Annotated in this window: 12 protein-coding genes and 2 pseudogenes; 8 read left to right on the top strand and 6 right to left on the bottom strand. The window is 57.8% G+C overall.

Annotated features, from left to right (window positions below):
- Window positions 1-184: 184 nt before the first annotated feature.
- The 4 genes and pseudogenes from H3L91_RS06765 to nadA form a co-directional block, all read right to left on the bottom strand.
- A pseudogene (locus H3L91_RS06765) lies at window positions 185-1,191 on the bottom strand (IS5 family transposase).
- A 70-nt stretch (window positions 1,192-1,261) separates the two neighbouring features.
- Window positions 1,262-1,522 carry a transposase gene (locus tag H3L91_RS06760; protein WP_007342893.1) on the bottom strand — a complete coding sequence of 87 codons (261 nt, stop codon included), beginning with the start codon at window positions 1,520-1,522 and terminating at the stop codon, window positions 1,262-1,264.
- A 62-nt stretch (window positions 1,523-1,584) separates the two neighbouring features.
- Entirely contained in the window at window positions 1,585-3,129 is a 1,545-nt protein-coding gene (nadB, locus tag H3L91_RS06755; protein ID WP_007342892.1) for an L-aspartate oxidase, read from the bottom strand.
- A 51-nt stretch (window positions 3,130-3,180) separates the two neighbouring features.
- Window positions 3,181-4,293 carry a quinolinate synthase NadA gene (nadA, locus tag H3L91_RS06750; protein ID WP_040659521.1) on the bottom strand — a complete coding sequence of 371 codons (1,113 nt, stop codon included), beginning with the start codon at window positions 4,291-4,293 and terminating at the stop codon, window positions 3,181-3,183.
- Between the two features lie 200 nt (window positions 4,294-4,493).
- Between nadA and H3L91_RS06745 the strand changes: the two genes are divergently transcribed.
- The 8 genes and pseudogenes from H3L91_RS06745 (at window position 4,494) to H3L91_RS06710 (ending at window position 15,522) form a co-directional block, all read left to right on the top strand.
- Window positions 4,494-5,456, top strand: a complete 963-nt coding sequence (locus H3L91_RS06745) for an NUDIX hydrolase (protein ID WP_040658912.1) — start codon at window positions 4,494-4,496, stop codon at window positions 5,454-5,456.
- Between the two features lie 49 nt (window positions 5,457-5,505).
- Window positions 5,506-6,387, top strand: coding sequence for a carboxylating nicotinate-nucleotide diphosphorylase (nadC, locus tag H3L91_RS06740; RefSeq protein ID WP_040658910.1), 882 nt, complete (start codon window positions 5,506-5,508; stop codon window positions 6,385-6,387).
- Between the two features lie 79 nt (window positions 6,388-6,466).
- A pseudogene (locus H3L91_RS06735) lies at window positions 6,467-7,473 on the top strand (IS5 family transposase).
- A gap of 484 nt (window positions 7,474-7,957) precedes the next feature.
- Window positions 7,958-8,488, top strand: coding sequence for a PqiC family protein (locus H3L91_RS06730; RefSeq protein ID WP_007342886.1), 531 nt, complete (start codon window positions 7,958-7,960; stop codon window positions 8,486-8,488).
- Window positions 8,489-8,503: 15 nt separating this feature from the next.
- On the top strand, window positions 8,504-9,835 hold the full coding sequence (locus H3L91_RS06725) for a GTPase/DUF3482 domain-containing protein (RefSeq protein WP_040658908.1): 1,332 nt from the start codon (window positions 8,504-8,506) through the stop codon (window positions 9,833-9,835).
- A 185-nt stretch (window positions 9,836-10,020) separates the two neighbouring features.
- Window positions 10,021-11,856 carry an excinuclease ABC subunit UvrC gene (uvrC, locus tag H3L91_RS06720; RefSeq protein WP_040658906.1) on the top strand — a complete coding sequence of 612 codons (1,836 nt, stop codon included), beginning with the start codon at window positions 10,021-10,023 and terminating at the stop codon, window positions 11,854-11,856.
- Window positions 11,857-12,318: 462 nt separating this feature from the next.
- On the top strand, window positions 12,319-14,178 hold the full coding sequence (gene ilvD, locus H3L91_RS06715) for a dihydroxy-acid dehydratase (RefSeq protein WP_007342880.1): 1,860 nt from the start codon (window positions 12,319-12,321) through the stop codon (window positions 14,176-14,178).
- 129 nt (window positions 14,179-14,307) lie between these two features.
- A complete protein-coding gene (locus H3L91_RS06710; RefSeq protein WP_007342879.1) occupies window positions 14,308-15,522 on the top strand; it encodes a pyridoxal phosphate-dependent aminotransferase in 1,215 nt (404 codons plus the stop codon).
- A 581-nt stretch (window positions 15,523-16,103) separates the two neighbouring features.
- Here the strand turns inward: H3L91_RS06710 and H3L91_RS06705 are convergent.
- Both H3L91_RS06705 and H3L91_RS06700 read right to left on the bottom strand, forming a co-directional pair.
- Entirely contained in the window at window positions 16,104-17,279 is a 1,176-nt protein-coding gene (locus tag H3L91_RS06705) for an IS4 family transposase (RefSeq protein WP_182109807.1), read from the bottom strand.
- 268 nt (window positions 17,280-17,547) lie between these two features.
- On the bottom strand, window positions 17,548-18,201 hold the full coding sequence (locus H3L91_RS06700) for an IS1595 family transposase (RefSeq protein ID WP_182109809.1): 654 nt from the start codon (window positions 18,199-18,201) through the stop codon (window positions 17,548-17,550).
- Window positions 18,202-18,239 lie beyond the last annotated feature (38 nt).

Below are 18,239 nucleotides of genomic sequence, written 5' to 3'. Positions count from 1 at the left end.
CGGCCGCCTTTTAGGCGGCAACAGGCACACTTAGCCTGAGACCTTTGCAAAATTCCTTTTTCCCCGACAGCCGAAACCTAAATAAAGATTTTTGGCTGTTTTTGTTTCAAATATCCACTGATTCTACCCCAATACCCCCTTAATCCTCCCCGGATACCTGATAATCAGGCATCCGAGCCGCCTTTTAGGCAGCAACAGGCACACTTAGCCTATTAGCCGCTTTCAACAGGTTTAAACACATCGCCTTCAGATGGCTTTGCGCACTCACTTTAATCAGCCCAAAATAGGCTGCCCGGGCGTAGCGGAATTTACGGTGCAGCGTACCGAAGCTCTGTTCGACCACATAACGGGTTTTCGACAAATATCGGTTACGTTTGGTTTGCGCTTCCGTCAGCGGACGGTTGCGGTGGGCTTTGCGCATAATGCCGTCCAGCAACCGATGCTCTTCCAGATGTTGCCGGTTTTCCGCACTGTCGTAGCCTTTATCGGCATAGACGGTCGTGCCTTCGGCTATCCCTTCCAGCAAAGGCGACAGATGGTTGCACTCATGGGTATTGGCGGGGGTAATGTGCAGTTTCTCGATATAGCCTTCCTCATCGGTGCGGGTATGTTGTTTGTAACCGAGTTTGTAGAGGCCGTTTTTCTTTGTCCAGCGAGCATCTTTATCTTTGCTCGGTGTGGTTTGGCTGCTGACTTGTCCTTCGTCATCGACTTCTATGGCTTGACGCTGTTTGCTGCCGGCGGTTTGAATAATGGTGGCGTCAATGACGGCGGCGGATGCTTTCTCTACTTTTAGGTTTTTTTCGGTCAGTTGGCAGTTAATCAGTTCCAGCAATTCGGACAGGGTGTCGTCTTGCGCCGCCGGTTGCGGTAGCGGCATAAGGTGCTGTCATCGGGGATGCTCAGTTCGTCAAAACGGCAAAACAGGTTGAAATCGATGCGGGTAACGAGGCTGTGTTCGAGTTCGGGATCGGAGAGGCTGTGCCATTGTTCGAGCAGGATGGCTTTGAACATGGACAGCAGGGGATAGGCGGGACGGCCGCGGTGGTCTCGGAGGTAACGGGTTCTTTGACGATTCAGGTACTGTTCGATCGGTTGCCAATCAATCACTTGATCCAGCTTTAATAGTGGGAAGCGATCGATGTGTTTGGCAATCATGGCTTGTGCGGTTTGCTGAAAGAAGGTGCCCATGAGAAATCCCCTAAATGTCTTGGTGGGAATTTAGGGGATTTGGGGGGGATTTTGCAAAGGTCTCAGCCTGTTAGCCGCTTTCAACAGGTTCAAACACATCGCCTTCGGGATCGGAGAGGCTGTGCCATTGTCCGAGCAGGACGGCTTTGAACATGGACAACAGGGGATAGGCGGGACGGCCGCGGTGGTCTCGAAGGTAACGGGTTCTTTGACGATTCAGGTACTGTTCGATCGGTTGCCAATCAATCACTTGATCCAACTTCAATAGTGGGAAGCGGTCGATGTGTTTGGCAATCATGGCTTGTGTGGTTTGTTGGAAGAAGGTGCTCATGGAAAATCCCCTAAATGTCTTGGTGGTAATTTAGGGGATTTTGGGGGGATTTTGCAAAGGTCTCAGCCTACTTCCCGCTCCTGCCAGTTGAAACATGCCGCCAAATCGGTATTGAAATGTGCGCCGATGTTTTGCCGCCTTGCGTATGCGGCTTGGGCGACGGCGAGGCTGCATTCGAGCAGGTTGCGGTTTTCGTATTCGGACGCGGTGTGCGGCTCGGCTTGGTTTTGCTTCCAAAGCCGCAGTTGGGCGATGGCGCGGCGCAGGCCGGTATCGTTGCGGAGGATGCCGAGATGGCGTTGGTTGAACGCTTGCAGGACGGGGCGGCTGAATGTGTTTTGGAGGTCGTCTGAAAAGATGCCTGCTTCGGCGGAGGGTTTTTCAGACGACCTTTGGGGCGGTGCGGTTTGGAATGCTTGTCCGTCTGCGATGGTTTGGGCGGCAAGCCTGGCGGTAACGACGCATTCGAGCAGGGAGTTGCTGGCGAGGCGGTTGGCTCCGTGTAGCCCTGTGCAGGCGGTTTCGCCTAAGGCGTAGAGCTGCGGCAGGGAGGTTCTGCCACTGGGGTCGGTTTGGATACCGCCGCAGGTGTAGTGTTGCACGGGGCGGACGGGGATGGCTTGGCGCGTGATGTCCAAACCGCATTGGGACAGGCAGTGCCGATGGATGGACGGGAAATGCTGACGGACGAACTCTGCAGGTTGGCGGCTGATGTCGAGCGAGACGAAATCTTGCGTTTGTTTGGCGATTTCGGCGGCGATGGCGCGGGCAACGATGTCGCGCGGCGCGAGTTCGGCGCGGCGGTCGTAATGCGGCATAAACCGTTCACCCGCTTGGTTGGTCAGAATGCCGCCTTCGCCGCGCACGGCTTCGGAAATCAGGAAGGTGCGTCCGTTTTCAGACGACCTTGCCAAGCCTGTGGGGTGGAATTGGATAAATTCGAGGTTTTCGACTGCGCAGCCTGCGCGTATCGCCATGGCGATGGCGTCGCCCGTGCATTCGGGTGGCGTGGTGGTGGCGGCGTAAATTTGCCCGAGGCCGCCGCCCGCGAGTACGGTATAGCGGGCGCGGATGCGGTAGGTTTCTTGCGTTTGGCGGTCGAGGACGGTCAGTCCGTACGCCGCGCCTGATTCGGTTTGGATATCCAACGCTATCTGCTGCTCGTAAACGCGGATGTTCGGGCGGCGGCGTATTTGGGCAATCAGGCTCTGCATGACGGCTTCGCCCGTGTAGTCGGCGACGTGGGCGATTCGGCGGCAGGTATGCCCGCCTTCGCGCGTCAGGTGCAGGTCGTTATGATTCCGGTCGAACGCCACGCCCTGCGCCAACAGCCATTCGATTGCCGGTTTGCCCTGCGACAGGATAGTGCAGACGGCGGCTTCGTCGCACAAACCCGCGCCCGCTTCTAAGGTATCGGCAACGTGTTTTTCGATGTCGTCCTCTCCCGACCACGCCGCCGCAATCCCGCCTTGCGCATGACGGCTGGCGGTGTCGTCCAGCCGGTTTTTGCACAAAATGACGATGCGGAACGATTCAGGCAGAGACAGGGCGAGCGTCAGTGCCGCCAGCCCGTTTCCGGCAATCAATACGTCGCAATCGGTTTGCATGGTGTTGTCCTTGTTTGAGAGGCCGTCTGAAACGGCAATATTGACGGCAAATCAGGCAGGGCCCATGCCGTTGAACACATCCCCGCGTTTGAGTCCTGCCGCGAAGTCGAGCATACGCTGCAAAGGCAGTTTGGCGGCTTCGCCCAGCTTTCTGTCCAACAGGATTTCGTTGTGTCCGCTTGTCAGGGCGTATTTGATGCCGCCCAGCGAATTCATCGCCATCCACGGGCAGAACGCACAGCTTTTGCAGCTTCCGCCGTTGCCCGCCGTCGGTGCGGCGATAAATTCTTTGTCGGGCGCCTGCTTTTGCATTTCGTGCAGGATGCCCAAATCGGTCGCCACGATGAATTTCTTTTCAGGGCGCGATACGGCGGCTTTGAGCAGTTTGCTGGTCGAGCCGACCACGTCGCCCAGTTCGATGACGCTTTGCGGCGATTCGGGATGAACCAGCACCACCGCGTCGGGGTGTTCCGCTTTCAACACCGCCAGCTCCTGCCCTTTGAATTCGTTATGGACGATGCACGAACCCTGCCACAACAGCATATCCGCGCCCGTTTCGCGGCGGATGTAGTCGCCGAGGTGGCGGTCGGGCCCCCAAATCAACTTCTCACCGCGCGATTTCAGATACGACACGATTTCCAACGCCACCGAAGACGTTACCACCCAATCGGCACACGCTTTCACGGCGGCGGAAGTATTGGCGTACACTACCACCGTACGGTCGGGGTGTTGGTCGCAAAACGCCGAAAACGCTTCTTCCGGACAACCCAAATCCAAAGAACATTCCGCTTCCAAATCAGGCATCAGCACCGTTTTTTCAGGGCAGAGGATTTTCGCGCTCTCGCCCATGAAGCGCACGCCCGCCACCACCAATGTACCGGCTTCATGTTCCGCACCGAAGCGCGCCATTTCCAGCGAATCGCCCACACATCCGCCCGTTTCCAAAGCCAAATCCTGAATCAGCGGATCAACATAATAATGCGCCACCAAAACCGCGTTTTTCTCCTTCAGCAAAGCCTTGATTTCGTCTTTCAGACGACCTGCCGTCTCGCGGTCGGGCGTATCGGCAACCTTCGCCCACGCCTGACGGATTTGGCAGGCGGAAGTCGGCGTTTGGATGAGGGGCATATCGTAGTCGAACGAGCGGCGGGTGGCGGTTTGCATGATGTTTCCTTGTAGCTGGTTTTCAGACGACATGAAGGTTTGCCGTCTGTTTTTCAAACAGTTTTATATTATGCTCAATTTGAGTATAATATGCAAGGTCGTCTGAAAACAGGTTTGCGATACCGCAAAACCGACCCGCTTCGTTCCGACAAACCGCTTTGGTTTACAATAAAACCTTTCCCACCCGCAGAAAGCCGAGCATGGATGCCTACTCCGAAGCCGAAGCCCCGCCACAAAGCATCGTCGAGCTGGTTCCCGTATTGATTGCCGTTACCGATGGCGGCCTGCGGGTGTTGACCGTCGCCCAAGGCACGCTCCTGCCCAACGGCCCGCTCTCCCCCCTGCGCAATTCCCTGCAGGCAGGCGTGAAGCTGTGGGTCGCCAAGCAGACTTCGCAGCCTATGGGCTATGTGGAACAGCTTTACACCTTTGTCGATACCCACCGTCGCAACGAACACGGCATGCCCGTCTTGTACGTCAGCTACTTGGGGCTGGTGCACGAGGCAGCCGACAGCATCCTGCATCCCGACGCGAAATGGCAGGACTGCTACGACTATTTCCCGTGGGAAGACTTGCGCACCGACGGCGGGCAGCGAGACGCCATCGTCAGCCGCCTGCGCATTTGGGCAAACTCGGCGGACACGGAGGAAGTCCGCCAAAAGCGGCTCAAACGCATTCATTTGTGTTGGGGGGTCGAACTGGAAAACTGGTCGGAAGAATACGTTTTGCAACGCTATGAAATGCTGTATGAAAGCGGCCTGATAGTGGAAGCCGCCGAGCCGCAGGCAAACTTCGACTTCGCGCTCACGGGGCAGCCCATGCGCCACGACCACCGCCGCGTGTTAGCAACCGCCCTGTCCCGCCTGCGTGCCAAAATCAAATACCGCCCCGTGATTTTCGAACTGATGCCGCCCGAATTCACGCTGCTGCAACTGCAAAACAGCGTCGAAGCCATCAGCGGCAGATTACTACACAAGCAAAACTTCCGCCGCCAAATTCAGCAGCAAAACCTCATCGAGCCGTCGGATACCGGCGTATCGGGCAGCAAAGGCCGTCCCGCGCAGCTTTACCGCTTCCGCGACGACGTCCTGCCCGACAGGCTGATTTCGGACATCGGACTGCCGCTGGGCAGCCGTTGCCCGTTTTCAGACGACCTCAAATGAAGTTTTGCCCATCGGTGCAACATCAATCTTTTTCAACAAAGGAAACCCCATGTCGTCTGAAAACACCCTCTTCCCCCTGCCCGACACCCTGCTGCACCCCATAGTCGAACAAGCCCTAAGCGAAGATTTGGGCAGGCGCGGCGACATTACGTCCGCCGCCGTCATCGCGCCCGACAAAACCGCCAAACTCTTCCTTGTCAGCCGCGAAGACGGCGTCATCGCCGGCATGGACTTGGCGCGTCTCGCCTTTCAGACGATGGATCCGTCTGTCCGCTTCCAAGCCGAAATCCACGACGGGCAAGCCGTCCGCGCAGGTCAGACGCTGGCTGCCGTCGAAGGCAACGCCCGCGCACTGCTTGCCGCCGAACGCACCGCGCTCAACTACCTCACGCACTTAAGCGGCATCGCCACCGCCACCGCGCTTGCCGTTGCCGAAGTCGCCGAATACGGTACAGACATCGTGTGCAGCCGCAAAACCATCCCCCTGCTGCGCGTCCTGCAAAAATACGCCGTCAGGGCGGGCGGCGGCGTGAACCACCGCATGGGTTTGGACGACGCCGTACTCATCAAAGACAACCACCTCGCCTATTGCGACAACATCGCCCAAGCAGTTCGGCAGGCAAAACGGGCGGTCGGACCGTTGACTTGCGTAGAAATCGAAGTGGACACGTTGGCACAACTGGACGAAGTCATCGTGGCGGGCGCGGAACGGATTTTGCTGGACAACATGGACGATGAAACCCTGAAAGAAGCGGCAAACCGCTGCCACACGCAAACCACCCACACACACACCATCTATTGCGAAGCATCGGGCGGCATCGGCTTCGACCGCCTGAAGCGCGTAGCGCAAACCGGCGTGGACGGCATCGCCCTCGGCTATCTGACTCACAGCAGCCGATCGCTGGACATAGGTTTGGATTTCGTGGCGTAAGTTCAATTACACATCGAGACCTTTGCAAAATCCCCCCAAAATCCCCTAAATTCCCATCAAGACATTTAGGGGATTTCTCATGAGCACCTTCTTCCGGCAAACCGCACAAGCCATGATTGCCAAACACATCGACCGCTTCCCATTGCTAAAGTTGGATCAGGTGATTGATTGGCAGCCGATCGAACAGTACCTGAATCGTCAAAGAACCCGTTACCTTCGAGACCACCGCGGCCGTCCCGCCTATCCCCTGTTATCCATGTTCAAAGCCGTCCTGCCCGGACAATGGCACAGTCTCTCCGATCCCGAACTCGAACACAGCCTCATCACCCGCATCGATTTCAACCTGTTTTGCCGTTTCGACGAACTGAGCATCCCCGATTACAGCACCTTGTGCCGCTACCGCAACCAGCGGCGCAAGACGACACCCTGTCCGAATTGCTGGAACCGATTAACCGCCAACTGACCGAAAAAAACCTAAAAGTAGAGAAAGCATCCGCCGCCGTCATTGACGCCACCATTATTCAAACCGCCGGCAGCAAACAGCGTCAAGCCATAGAAGTCGATGACGAAGGACAAGTCAGCGGCCAAACCACACCGAGCAAAGATAAAGATGCTCGCTGGACAAAGAAAAACGGCCTCTACAAACTCGGTTACAAACAACATACCCGCACCGATGAGGAAGGCTATATCGAGAAACTGCACATTACCCCCGCCAATACCCATGAGTGCAACCATCTGTCGCCTTTGCTGGAAGGGATAGCCGAAGGCACGACCGTCTATGCCGATAAAGGCTACGACAGTGCGGAAAACCGGCAACATCTGGAAGAGCATCGGTTGCTGGACGGCATTATGCGCAAAGCCCACCGCAACCGTCCGCTGACGGAAGCGCAAACCAAACGTAACCGATATTTGTCGAAAACCCGTTATGTGGTCGAACAGAGCTTCGGGACGCTGCACCGTAAATTCCGCTACGCCCGGGCAGCCTATTTCGGGCTGATTAAAGTGAGTGCGCAAAGCCATCTGAAGGCGATGTGTTTAAACCTGTTGAAAGCGGCTAACAGGCTAAGTGTGCCTGTTGCCGCCTAAAAGGCGGCCCGGATGCCTGATTATGGGGTATCCGGGGAGGATTAAGGGGGTATTTGGGTAAAATCAGGAGTGATTTGGGGCGGAAACAGCCGAAAACCTGTGTTTGGGTTTCGGCTGTTGGGGGAAAAGAAATTTTGCAAAGGTCTCAGGCCGTCTGAAAAATGCCGTTTCGCAGTTTTGGCTGTGCCGAAGCTGCGTTTTCAGAAACGTCATCCCCGCGTTTATGCCCCGAAGGGGTACTGGCGGGGACGGTCTTACGCTGGTAAGACAAGGTGTGCCACAGGTTTTGCCGTTCAAGCCAAAAACCGCCGCAACACAGAGGCCGCGTGCGTGGCTGCGCCACACACCCTGCATAAGCGGCAGAGGCCGTCTGAAAGCGCAGCTTCAACGAAGTTAAAACACGGTTTCGGCGTTTTCAGACGGCCTCCCCTACCCCTCGTGTATAATGCCCGCCGTTTCAGCCCGAGCCACGTCTTCGCACACTATGAACAAAGCCCTTCTCTCTGCCGCCGCCGTCTGCGTGCTGGCTGCCTGCGCCTCGCCGCCCGCTGCCTATTTCACCCTGCCCGACAGCCGCTTCCAAATGCCCGAGCACACGCAGGGCAAAAGCGAAACCGCCGTGCGCGTCGTCCTTGCCGAGCCGCTGAACCGTGGCGGCCTGGCCTACCAGCCCGACGCGCTGCAACTGAACCACGCCCGCAGCCATCTGTGGGCGCAGCCGCTGGATCAGGCCGCCGCCGCCCGTTTCGCCAACGAATTCAACCGCGCGGGCGACGCACGGCGTTATTTTGTCCCCGCCCACCAAAGCAGCGCGGCGCAGTCGCTCACCGTCTATCTCGAAGCCTTCCAGGGCACATATAAAGGCAGCACCGTGGTCGAAGGCTACGTCCGCTCCGATGCCGGCAGCCGCCGCTTCCGCGCCGAAACGCCGCAGCGGGGCGACGGCTACGAAGCCATGCTGCAATCGCTCTCGCAGGGCGTGTCCGCCGCCGCTGCGCAGGTGTCCGGCAGGTAAAACCCGTTGCGCGCCATGTCCGACTCTCCCGTCCTCAATCTCGCCGTCGTCGGCCACACCAACACCGGCAAAACCTCGCTGATGCGCACCCTGCTGCGCGACGCGGCCTTCGGCGAAGTGAAAAACGCCCCCTCCACCACCCGCCACGTCGAACGCTCCGCCATAACCGACGGCGCGGACACCCTCGCCCTGCTCTACGACACCCCCGGGCTGGAAGACGCGGGCGGTGTGCTCGACTGGCTGGAAACGCACACAAGTGCCCGCGCCGACGGCATCGAACGCCTGCAACAGTTCCTCGCCTCGCCCGAAGCCGCCGCCGAGTTCAACCAGGAAGCCAAAGTCCTGCGCCAGCTGCTCGACAGCGACGCCGCGCTGTATATCATCGACGCGCGCGAGCCGGTGCTGGAAAAATACAAAGACGAACTCACCGTTTTGTCGTGGTGCGCCAAGCCCGTGATGCCCGTGTTCAACTTCACCGCCGGACGCGACCTTTCGGCGTGGACGGCTATGCTGGCGCGGCGCGGCCTGCACGTGTGCAGCAGCTTCGACACCGTCGCCTTCGATTTTGACGGCGAAATCCGCCTGTGGCAGAACCTCGCCACCATGCTCCCTGACGGCCGCATCCTCGAACGCCTCACCGCCGCACGCCGCCGCGAATGGGACACACTCGGCCGCGAAGCCAGGGAAGCCGTCGCCCTGTTCCTTATCGAAGCGGCCGCCTGCCGCCGCGAAGCGGGTGAAAACGACGACACCGCCGCGCTCGCCGCCCAAATGCAGGAAGCCGTGCGCAGCCTCGAACAGCGTCTGCACCAAAACCTGCTGCACCTCTACCGCTTCTACACCGACGGCGTGGAAAGCGCGCAATGGGTGCTGGCCGCGCAACGGCAAGACCCCTTCGACGGCAACACGCTCAAAGAATACGGCATCCGCACCGGCACCGGCGCGGCGGCCGGCGCGCTCATCGGCCTCGGCCTCGACTTGGCCACCCTCGGCGGCTCGCTCGGGCTGGGCACCGCCATCGGCAGCCTGCTCGGCGGCGTGCTGCCCAATGTGAACGATTTGTCCGACAAACTCAGCGGCAGGCAAACCCTGCTCGCCGCCCCCGAAACCCTCACCCTGCTCGCCGCCCGCGCCCTCGACCTGCTCGCCGCCCTGCAAACGCGCGGCCACGCCGCGCAAAGCCCCGTCGTCCTGCAAAGCGGCAAAACCCCGTGGCCGCCCGCCAAACTGCCGCCCGAGCTGCAAAAAGCCCGCAACCGCCCCCGCTGGTCGCCGCTCAACGGCGCGGACACCGACGCGGGCGAAGGCAAAGCCGCTGCCGTCAAAACCCTGGCCGCACGGCTGTAAGGCTGTCTGAAAAAGGAAAAGGCCGTCTGAAAAGGCCGTTTACACAGTTTTCAGACAGCCTCTGCCCTGAGTAGGGTGTGTGCCGCAGGCACACACGCGGTCTCCGCCGCCCGACAACACAAAGGCCGTCTGAAAATACCGTTTGCAGCTTTTCAGACGGCCTCCAAAGCAACTCCTATCCCGCCATGCAGCCCGATTTCGATATTCCCGCCTTTTTGAAAAACCTGCCTAACCTGCCCGGCGTATACCGCTTTTTCGACAGCGGCGGCAATGTGCTGTATGTCGGCAAGGCGGTCAACCTCAAACGGCGCGTGTCGGGCTATTTTCAGAAAAACGACCATTCGCCGCGCATCGCGCTGATGGTGAAACAAATCCGCCACATCGAAACCACCGTTACCCGCTCCGAAGCCGAAGCCCTGATTCTTGAAAACAACTTCATCAAAGCCCTGTCGCCCAAATACAATATTCTTTTTCGCGACGACAAAAGCTATCCCTACCTCATGCTCAGCGGCCACGCCTTCCCGCAGATGGCCTACTATCGCGGCACGCTGAAAAAGCCCAACCAATACTTCGGCCCCTACCCCAACGGCACGGCCGTGCGCGACAGCATCCAGATTCTGCAAAAAGTGTTCATGCTGCGCACCTGCGAAGACAACGTGTTTGCCAACCGCGACCGCCCCTGCCTGCTCTACCAGATCAAACGCTGCACCGCGCCCTGCGTCGGCCATATCGGTGAAGCAGACTACCGCGACAGCGTGCGCCGCGCCGCCGCGTTTCTCAACGGCAAAACCGACGGCGTGATCCAAGATTTGCAGCGCAAAATGCAGCAGGCCGCCGACAACCTCGAATTTGAAGAAGCCGCCCGCTGCCGCGACCAGATCCAAGCCCTCGGCATTATGCAGAGCAGCCAGTTTATCGACAGCAAAAACCCCTACAACCCCAACGACATCGACCTGCTCGCGCTGGCCGTTTCAGACGGCCTCGTCTGCGTGCACTGGGTGAGCATACGCGGCGGACGGCACGTCGGCGACAAAAGTTTCTTCCCCGACCTCAAAAACGACCCCGACCCGCAAGGACAGGAATACGCCGAAGCCTTTGTCGCCCAACATTATCTGGGCAAAGCCAAGCCCGACATCATCATCAGCAACTTTCCCATACCCGAAAGCCTGCGCGAAGCCTTAGAAAGCGAACACGGCAGGCAAATCCAGTTTGTAAACAAAACCATAGGCGAGCGAAAAGTCTGGCTCAACATGGCCGAACAAAACGCCATGATCGCCATCGGCCAACGCCGCCTGCAACACACCGGCCAGCAGCAGCGCATCAGCGAGCTGGCCAAAATCCTCAACATGGATGCCGACGGCCTCAACCGCCTCGAATGTTTCGACATCAGCCACACCCAGGGCGAAGCCACCATCGCATCCTGCGTAGTGTACGACGAACAAAACATCCGCCCCGACCAATACCGCCGCTACAACATCACCACCGCCAAACCCGGCGACGACTACGCCGCCATGCGCGAAGTGCTCACCCGCCGCTACGGCAAAATGCAACAGGCCGAAGCGGCGGGCGAAACCGTCAAATGGCCGGATGTCGTGCTCATCGACGGCGGCAAAGGCCAAATCGGCGTGGCCGTGGCCGTGTGGGAAGAACTCGGTCTCACCATCCCCCTTGTCGGCATCGCCAAAGGCCCCGAGCGCAAAGCCGGCATGGAAGAACTCATCCTGCCCTTTACCGGCGAAACCTTCCGCCTGCCCCCAAACAGCCCCGCCCTGCACCTCTTGCAGACCGTGCGCGACGAATCGCACCGCTTCGCCATCACCGGCCACCGCAAAAAACGCGACAAAGCCCGCATTACCTCCTCGCTCAGCGACATCCCCGGCGTGGGCGGCAAACGCCGCCAAGCCCTGCTCACCCGCTTCGGCGGCCTGCGCGGCGTAACCGCCGCCAGCAAAGAAGACCTCGCCCAAGTCGAAGGCATCAGCAAAGCACTGGCCGAGAAGATTTACGAACATCTGCATTAGGGTCTGAAAAACCGTTGCGCCGTTTTCAGACGGCCTCTTCCTACTCTGCCCATGCCGATCCTAAGGTAGGGTGTGTCGCCCCAGGCGACGCACGCGGTTTCGGTCTCACCAACGGCAGCCATGTCCCGCCAACCTCACAACAGGCCGTCTGAAAAAGCCGTTTTGCAGCTTCCCGCCGCCCCGCCCCCGCTTTCCCGCCATGCCCCGCTGGTATAGAATGCCGACCTATCCAGGGTCTGTTGACATTCAACTTTTGCAGCGGCTTTTGCGTCATAAAACGGCATCCGCCGCGTTGCAAATACCCGCAATGGACTGCACAGGCTCGCATTTGCGCCTTGCATCTGCCGTTTTATGACGCAAAAGCCGCTGCAAAAGTTGAATGTCAACAGACCCTAGGTCGTCTGAAAAAAGGCTTTCAGACGGCCTTTCATTACAACAAACAACAAACCAAGGACACACCCCATGCCCGACTACCGCTCCAAAACCTCCACCCATGGCCGCAATATGGCGGGTGCACGCGCATTGTGGCGCGCCACCGGCGTGATGGAAACCGACTTCGGCAAGCCCATCATCGCCGTTGCCAACTCGTTCACCCAATTCGTGCCCGGCCATGTTCACCTGCACAACATGGGCCAACTGGTTGCCCGCGAAATCGAAAAAGCCGGCGCAATCGCTAAAGAATTCAACACCATCGCCATCGACGACGGCATCGCCATGGGGCACAGCGGCATGCTGTATTCCCTGCCCAGCCGCGATTTGATTGCCGACTCCATCGAATATATGGTCAACGCCCACTGCGCCGACGCGCTGGTGTGCATTTCCAACTGCGACAAAATCACCCCGGGAATGCTGATTGCCGCCATGCGCCTGAACATCCCGACCATCTTCGTTTCCGGCGGTCCGATGGAAGCGGGCAAGGTCATCGGCGTGGCCAACATCCAGCCCGAACGCCGCTTGGACTTGATTGACGCCATGATTGAATCGGCGGACGACAATGTCAGCAACCAACAGGTCGAAGAAGTCGAACAAAACGCCTGCCCGACCTGCGGCTCCTGCTCCGGCATGTTCACCGCCAACTCCATGAACTGCCTGACCGAAGCACTCGGTCTGTCCCTGCCCGGCAACGGCTCCTACCTCGCCACCCACGCCGGCCGCAAAGAATTGTTCCTCGAAGCCGGCCGCATGATTGTCGAAATCACCAAACGCTATTACGAGCAAGACGACGAAACCGTGTTGCCGCGCAGCATCGCCACCAAAAAAGCGTTTGAAAACGCCATGACCATGGACATCGCCATGGGCGGTTCCACCAACACCATCCTGCATTTGCTCGCCGTTGCCAACGAAGCGGGCGTGGATTTCAAAATGGCCGACATCGACCGCTTAAGCCGCGTCGTCCCCTGCATCTGCAAAACCGCGCCTAACAACCACGACTACTACATGGAAGACGTGCACCGCGCCGGCGGCATCTTCGCCATCCTGAAAGAATTGGACAAAGCGGGCAAACTGCACACCGACGTGTACACCATCCACGCGCCAACGCTGAAAGAAGCGATTGAACAATGGGACGTAACCAATCCCGAAAACACCCACGCCATCGAACGCTTCAAAGCCGCGCCCGGCGGCGTGCGCACCACCCAAGCGTTCTCGCAAAACCGCATGTGGAAAACCCTCGACCTCGACCGCGAAAAAGGCTGTATCCGCAACGTCGAACACGCCTACTCGCAAGACGGCGGTTTGGCGGTCTTGTTCGGCAACATCGCCGAACGCGGCTGCGTGGTGAAAACCGCGGGCGTGGACGAGAGCATCCTCAAATTCACCGGCCGCGCCCGCGTGTTCGAAAGCCAGGAAGCCGCCGTCGAAGGCATTTTGGGCAACCAAATCGTCGCCGGCGACATCGTCATCATCCGCTACGAAGGCCCGAAAGGCGGCCCTGGTATGCAGGAAATGCTGTATCCGACTTCCTACCTGAAATCCAAAGGCCTCGGCAAAGCCTGCGCCCTTTTAACCGACGGACGCTTCTCCGGCGGCACATCAGGCCTGTCCATCGGCCACGCCTCACCCGAAGCAGCGGAAGGCGGCGCCATCGGTTTGGTGCACGAAGGCGATACGATTGAAATCGACATCCTCAACCGCAGCATCAACCTGAAAGTGTCCGACGAAGAACTCGCAAAACGCCGCGCCGAAATGGAAGCACGCGGCAGCAAAGCGTGGAAACCGGAAAACCGCGATCGCTACGTCTCCGCCGCCCTGCGCGCCTACGGCGCAATGGCCACCTCCGCCGACAAAGGCGCGGTGCGGGATGTGTCGCAGATTGAGCGTTAGGCCGTCTGAAAACCCGCTTTCGGCACACAAAAGGCCGTCTGAAAAACATTTTTCAGACGGCCTTTTGCCATCGCGGGGCAAACAGAGTACATTTACGCCCTGTTTGCATCTTTTTACGGAACACGCACCATGGAACAATTCGCCAAATCCTCCAAACTCGACCACGTCTGCTACGACATCCGCGGCCCGGTTCACAAAAAAGCCCTCCAACTCGAAGAAGAAGGCCACAAAATCCTCAAACTCAACATCGGCAACCCCGCCACCTTCGGCTTCGACGCCCCCGACGAAATCCTCGTGGACGTCATCCGCAACCTGCCCACCTCGCAGGGCTATTGCGACTCCAAAGGGCTGTATTCCGCCCGCAAAGCCATCGTCCACTACTACCAAACCAAAGGGCTGCGCGACGTAACCGTCAACGACGTCTACATCGGCAACGGCGTCTCCGAACTCATCACCATGTCCATGCAGGCACTTTTGAACGACGGCGACGAAATCCTCATCCCCGCGCCCGACTACCCCCTGTGGACGGCCGCCGCCACCCTCGCCGGCGGCACCGTGCGCCACTACCTGTGCGACGAAGAAAACGACTGGTTTCCCAACCTCGCCGACATCGAAGCCAAAATCACCCCCAAAACCAAAGCCATCGTCGTCATCAACCCCAACAACCCCACCGGCGCGGTGTACAGCAAAGAAATCCTGCTCGAAATCGCCGAGCTTGCCCGCCGCCACGGCCTCATCATCTACGCCGACGAAATCTACGACAAAATCCTCTACGACGGCGCACAACACCACCACATCGCCGCCCTCGCTCCCGATTTGCTCACCGTAACCTTCAACGGCCTCTCCAAAGCCTACCGCGTGGCCGGCTTCCGCATGGGCTGGATGCTGCTCAACGGCCCCAAGCAGCACGCCAAAGGCTACATCGAAGGGCTGGACATGCTCGCCTCCATGCGCCTGTGCGCCACCACCCCCATGCAGCACGCCATCCAAACCGCCCTCGGCGGCTACCAGAGCATCAACGAATTTATCCTCCCCGGCGGGCGGCTTTTGGAACAGCGCAACAAAGCCTGGGAAATGGTAACCCGAATCCCCGGCATTACCTGCGCCAAACCCATGGGCGCGCTCTACATGTTCCCTAAAATCGACACCGAAATGTACGGCATCAAAGACGACATGAAATTCATCTACGACCTGCTGGTACAGGAAAAAGTCCTGCTCGTGCACGGCACCGGCTTCAACTGGACGCGCCCCGACCACTTCCGCATCGTAACCCTGCCGCACGTCTACCAAATCGAAGAAGCCATGGAAAAACTCGAACGCTTCCTGAAAAACTACCGCCAGTAAACCGGCAAAGCATGAGGCCGTCTGAAATTCGTTTTTCAAACGGCCTCTTCATGCCCGCTCCGTAGGGTGTGCGGCTGAACCACGCATGCGGTTTGTGCCGCTTCGTCCGCAATCCGCAGATCGGGTATTCATGCCCGACATTTTTATAGTGGATATAAATCAAAAGTATCCGTCGCAGGCGGGGCGTAGGCTGGGCTTTAGCTCGGCTAATTCACTATTTCCACGATATTTTGCCGGGCTGAAGCCCGGCCTGCGATGGGTAGTCCGTAGGCAGGGTGTGTCACCCCGAGGCGGCGCACGCGTTCCCTGCCGCCCAACGAATCCGCGTTTCCCCAAAAACCGAAACCGCGTGCGTGGCTTGCGCCACACACCCTACCTCAATGGCAGAGGCCGTCTGAAAGCACAGCTTCGGCGCAGCCAAAACCCTTGTTCCGTCATTCCCGCGCAGGTGGGAATCTTGGTGGAGATTAAACAATTCTTGAAAAACAAAATATTGCTTGAATTCCGGCAAGATTCCCGCGCAGGCGCACTACTGTCCGGAATAAATCCCCCTTAAACATCAACACCCTACACACTTGACATCAAATCAACCTTTCCTGCGCCTCCATCCACACCTCCCTCTCCCGCCTTCGCTGCGCATAGCAGGCATACAGTGTTTGCGGTCGTTCAAACAAACAACCCGCAATCCGTGCGTACAGCAAATGCAGGCTGTCGTAGGTTCGTGTACTTTGTTGGTACAGCTTCAACAGCAGATACGCCATCATCGCGCACAACAGTTGCAGTTTCACCGCATTGGCATTGCGTCCGAAAAAGCGTTTGAGCTGCAAATGTTGTTTGAGCCATTTGAACAGTAATTCAATCTGCCAGCGTTGTTTGTAGGTATCGGCAATCTCTTGGGCGGGGGCGGTCAGGTTATTGCTCACTAGCACCAAAGGGGCTTTGTCTTCGCGTTTGACGGTAATGCGGCGTAGGGTTTTGCTGTGGTAATGGTTGAGTCGGTTGCTGTTCTTCTTGTGTTTGAAGCGGATGTATTCGTCTGCCAAGATGGTTGCATTGGTGTTTGGGTTTTCAGATGACGTTATGCGTTCTACCACTTGAACGGCGGCATTGGCTTTAAGACGGGTAACGAAACAGGCTCCTGCGTTATCCGGTTCTGCCCACCAGTTGTCATCGCAATAGCCTTTGTCAAAAACATAGGCCGCGCCTTTTTCAGGCTGCACGATGTGGCGTTGGTCGATGTCGTTGATGGTGGCATCGGTGATGCTTTGGGCGGTGGGACAGCCGTTGGCATGGTTCATCAGTATATGAATCTTTAAACCAGCAATGCGTCCGTTGTTACTGACCCATTGGTCAAAGCCGCGTCCTTTGAGGGCGATGGGGGTGGAATCGATGAGGTAGGGTAAGTCGGCGGTTTCTTGTGTGGGTTTGCGCAGGGTGCGGCTGCATGTGCGCATCAGTTCGGCGAGCATATCGGCAAAGGGGCGGGTGTCGCGTTTGGCGAGGGCTTCGGACAGGGTGGAGCGGCGGATGCTGCGGACGTTGAGGTGGTAGTGGTGGCTGCTGTTGGCGTTAAAGGATTGTTCCAGGGTGCGCAGGCTGTTGCTGTGGCTGAGGTGGGCGTAAACCATGGAAACCAGTAGGTTGTGGCAGCCGAAGCCTTTATTGTGTTTGTCTGCCTGATATTTGCGGATGTGGTGCCGGAAGCGTCCGTGCATGATGGGCTTGATGATTTGTTGGAGTCGGCTTATGCTGTACATGGTTGCAGTCCTGATGTTTTTGAGTTGACGCTCTGGGGTTTACCCGTAAAAACGTTGGGCTGCAACCTTTTTGTTTTGGGGTGGGGATTTTTATTCCGGACAGTAGTGCGCGCAGGCGGGAATGACGTTTCTGAAAAACGTTTCCCCGCCGCAACCAGTGAGGTTGCGCTTTCAGACGGCCTGTGCAACAAAGGCCGCGTGCGCCGTCTTTACATTTGTATTGCCGACCCAGTGCCTGCTTTTATTTTGGGGCTGTACTAGATAAGCCCTAAATTCCACACCACCGACGCAGCACTTTGAGCTGCCCGGAAGGTGTGCCAAAGTTAAAACGGAACCCGCATTCTTTCAAGAACAGCGGGAAAGATTTTCGGTCGATTCCGTTGTATTTGCGCAGTACGCGCTTTGCCTGATTCCAAAAGTTTTCAATGCCGCTGATGTGGTTCTGCCTGTCGGCAAACAGCTTGCTGTGGTTGATGCGTTGGTGGGTAAAGCCACTCACATCCAATACGTCATAGCTGCCCAGGCAATCCGTATAGACAATGCTGTCCGGCATGATTTTCTTTGTGATAACAGGCAGTAAGGTTTCTCTTTTGGCGTTTTCAACCACTACGGTATAGACCTTGCCGCCGCGTTTGAGAATACCGAAAACCGCCGCCTTGCCTGCCGCACCGCGCCCGCGTTTGCCTTTGCGGTGTCCGCCGAAATAACTCTCGTCCAACTCGACCGAGCCGTCAAAAACCATATCGGCTTCCAACGAGAGATGATGGCTGATGACTACGCGAACCTTGCGGTAAAACAGCACTGCCGAATTGGGGTGGATGCCCAATAAATTGGCAGCTGAACGGGCGGTAACTTCGAGTACAAAAAATTGGAGCAGTTTCTTTTGAATACTCTTTTTTAGTTTACAACGGGTTATCTTCATTTTTACAGTCTAACATGACTGCTTATCTAGTACAGCCC

This window comes from Neisseria bacilliformis, assembly GCF_014055025.1.
GTDB lineage: Bacteria > Pseudomonadota > Gammaproteobacteria > Burkholderiales > Neisseriaceae > Neisseria > Neisseria bacilliformis.
This window is presented reverse-complemented; position numbering and strand designations above follow the sequence as displayed.

Excerpts from the sequence above, each read along its gene's own strand:
- nadA (WP_040659521.1), bottom strand. The coding sequence starts at position 4,293 with ATGCAAACCGCCACCCGCCGCTCGTTCGACTACGATATGCCCCTCATC.
- H3L91_RS06700 (WP_182109809.1), bottom strand. The coding sequence starts at position 18,201 with ATGAAGATAACCCGTTGTAAACTAAAAAAGAGTATTCAAAAGAAACTG.
- H3L91_RS06730 (WP_007342886.1), top strand. The coding sequence starts at position 7,958 with ATGAACAAAGCCCTTCTCTCTGCCGCCGCCGTCTGCGTGCTGGCTGCC.
- H3L91_RS06745 (WP_040658912.1), top strand. The coding sequence starts at position 4,494 with ATGGATGCCTACTCCGAAGCCGAAGCCCCGCCACAAAGCATCGTCGAG.
- H3L91_RS06710 (WP_007342879.1), top strand. The coding sequence starts at position 14,308 with ATGGAACAATTCGCCAAATCCTCCAAACTCGACCACGTCTGCTACGAC.
- nadC (WP_040658910.1), top strand. The coding sequence starts at position 5,506 with ATGTCGTCTGAAAACACCCTCTTCCCCCTGCCCGACACCCTGCTGCAC.
- uvrC (WP_040658906.1), top strand. The coding sequence starts at position 10,021 with ATGCAGCCCGATTTCGATATTCCCGCCTTTTTGAAAAACCTGCCTAAC.
- nadB (WP_007342892.1), bottom strand. The coding sequence starts at position 3,129 with ATGCAAACCGATTGCGACGTATTGATTGCCGGAAACGGGCTGGCGGCA.
- H3L91_RS06760 (WP_007342893.1), bottom strand. The coding sequence starts at position 1,522 with ATGAGCACCTTCTTCCAACAAACCACACAAGCCATGATTGCCAAACAC.
- H3L91_RS06705 (WP_182109807.1), bottom strand. The coding sequence starts at position 17,279 with ATGTACAGCATAAGCCGACTCCAACAAATCATCAAGCCCATCATGCAC.
- H3L91_RS06725 (WP_040658908.1), top strand. The coding sequence starts at position 8,504 with ATGTCCGACTCTCCCGTCCTCAATCTCGCCGTCGTCGGCCACACCAAC.
- ilvD (WP_007342880.1), top strand. The coding sequence starts at position 12,319 with ATGCCCGACTACCGCTCCAAAACCTCCACCCATGGCCGCAATATGGCG.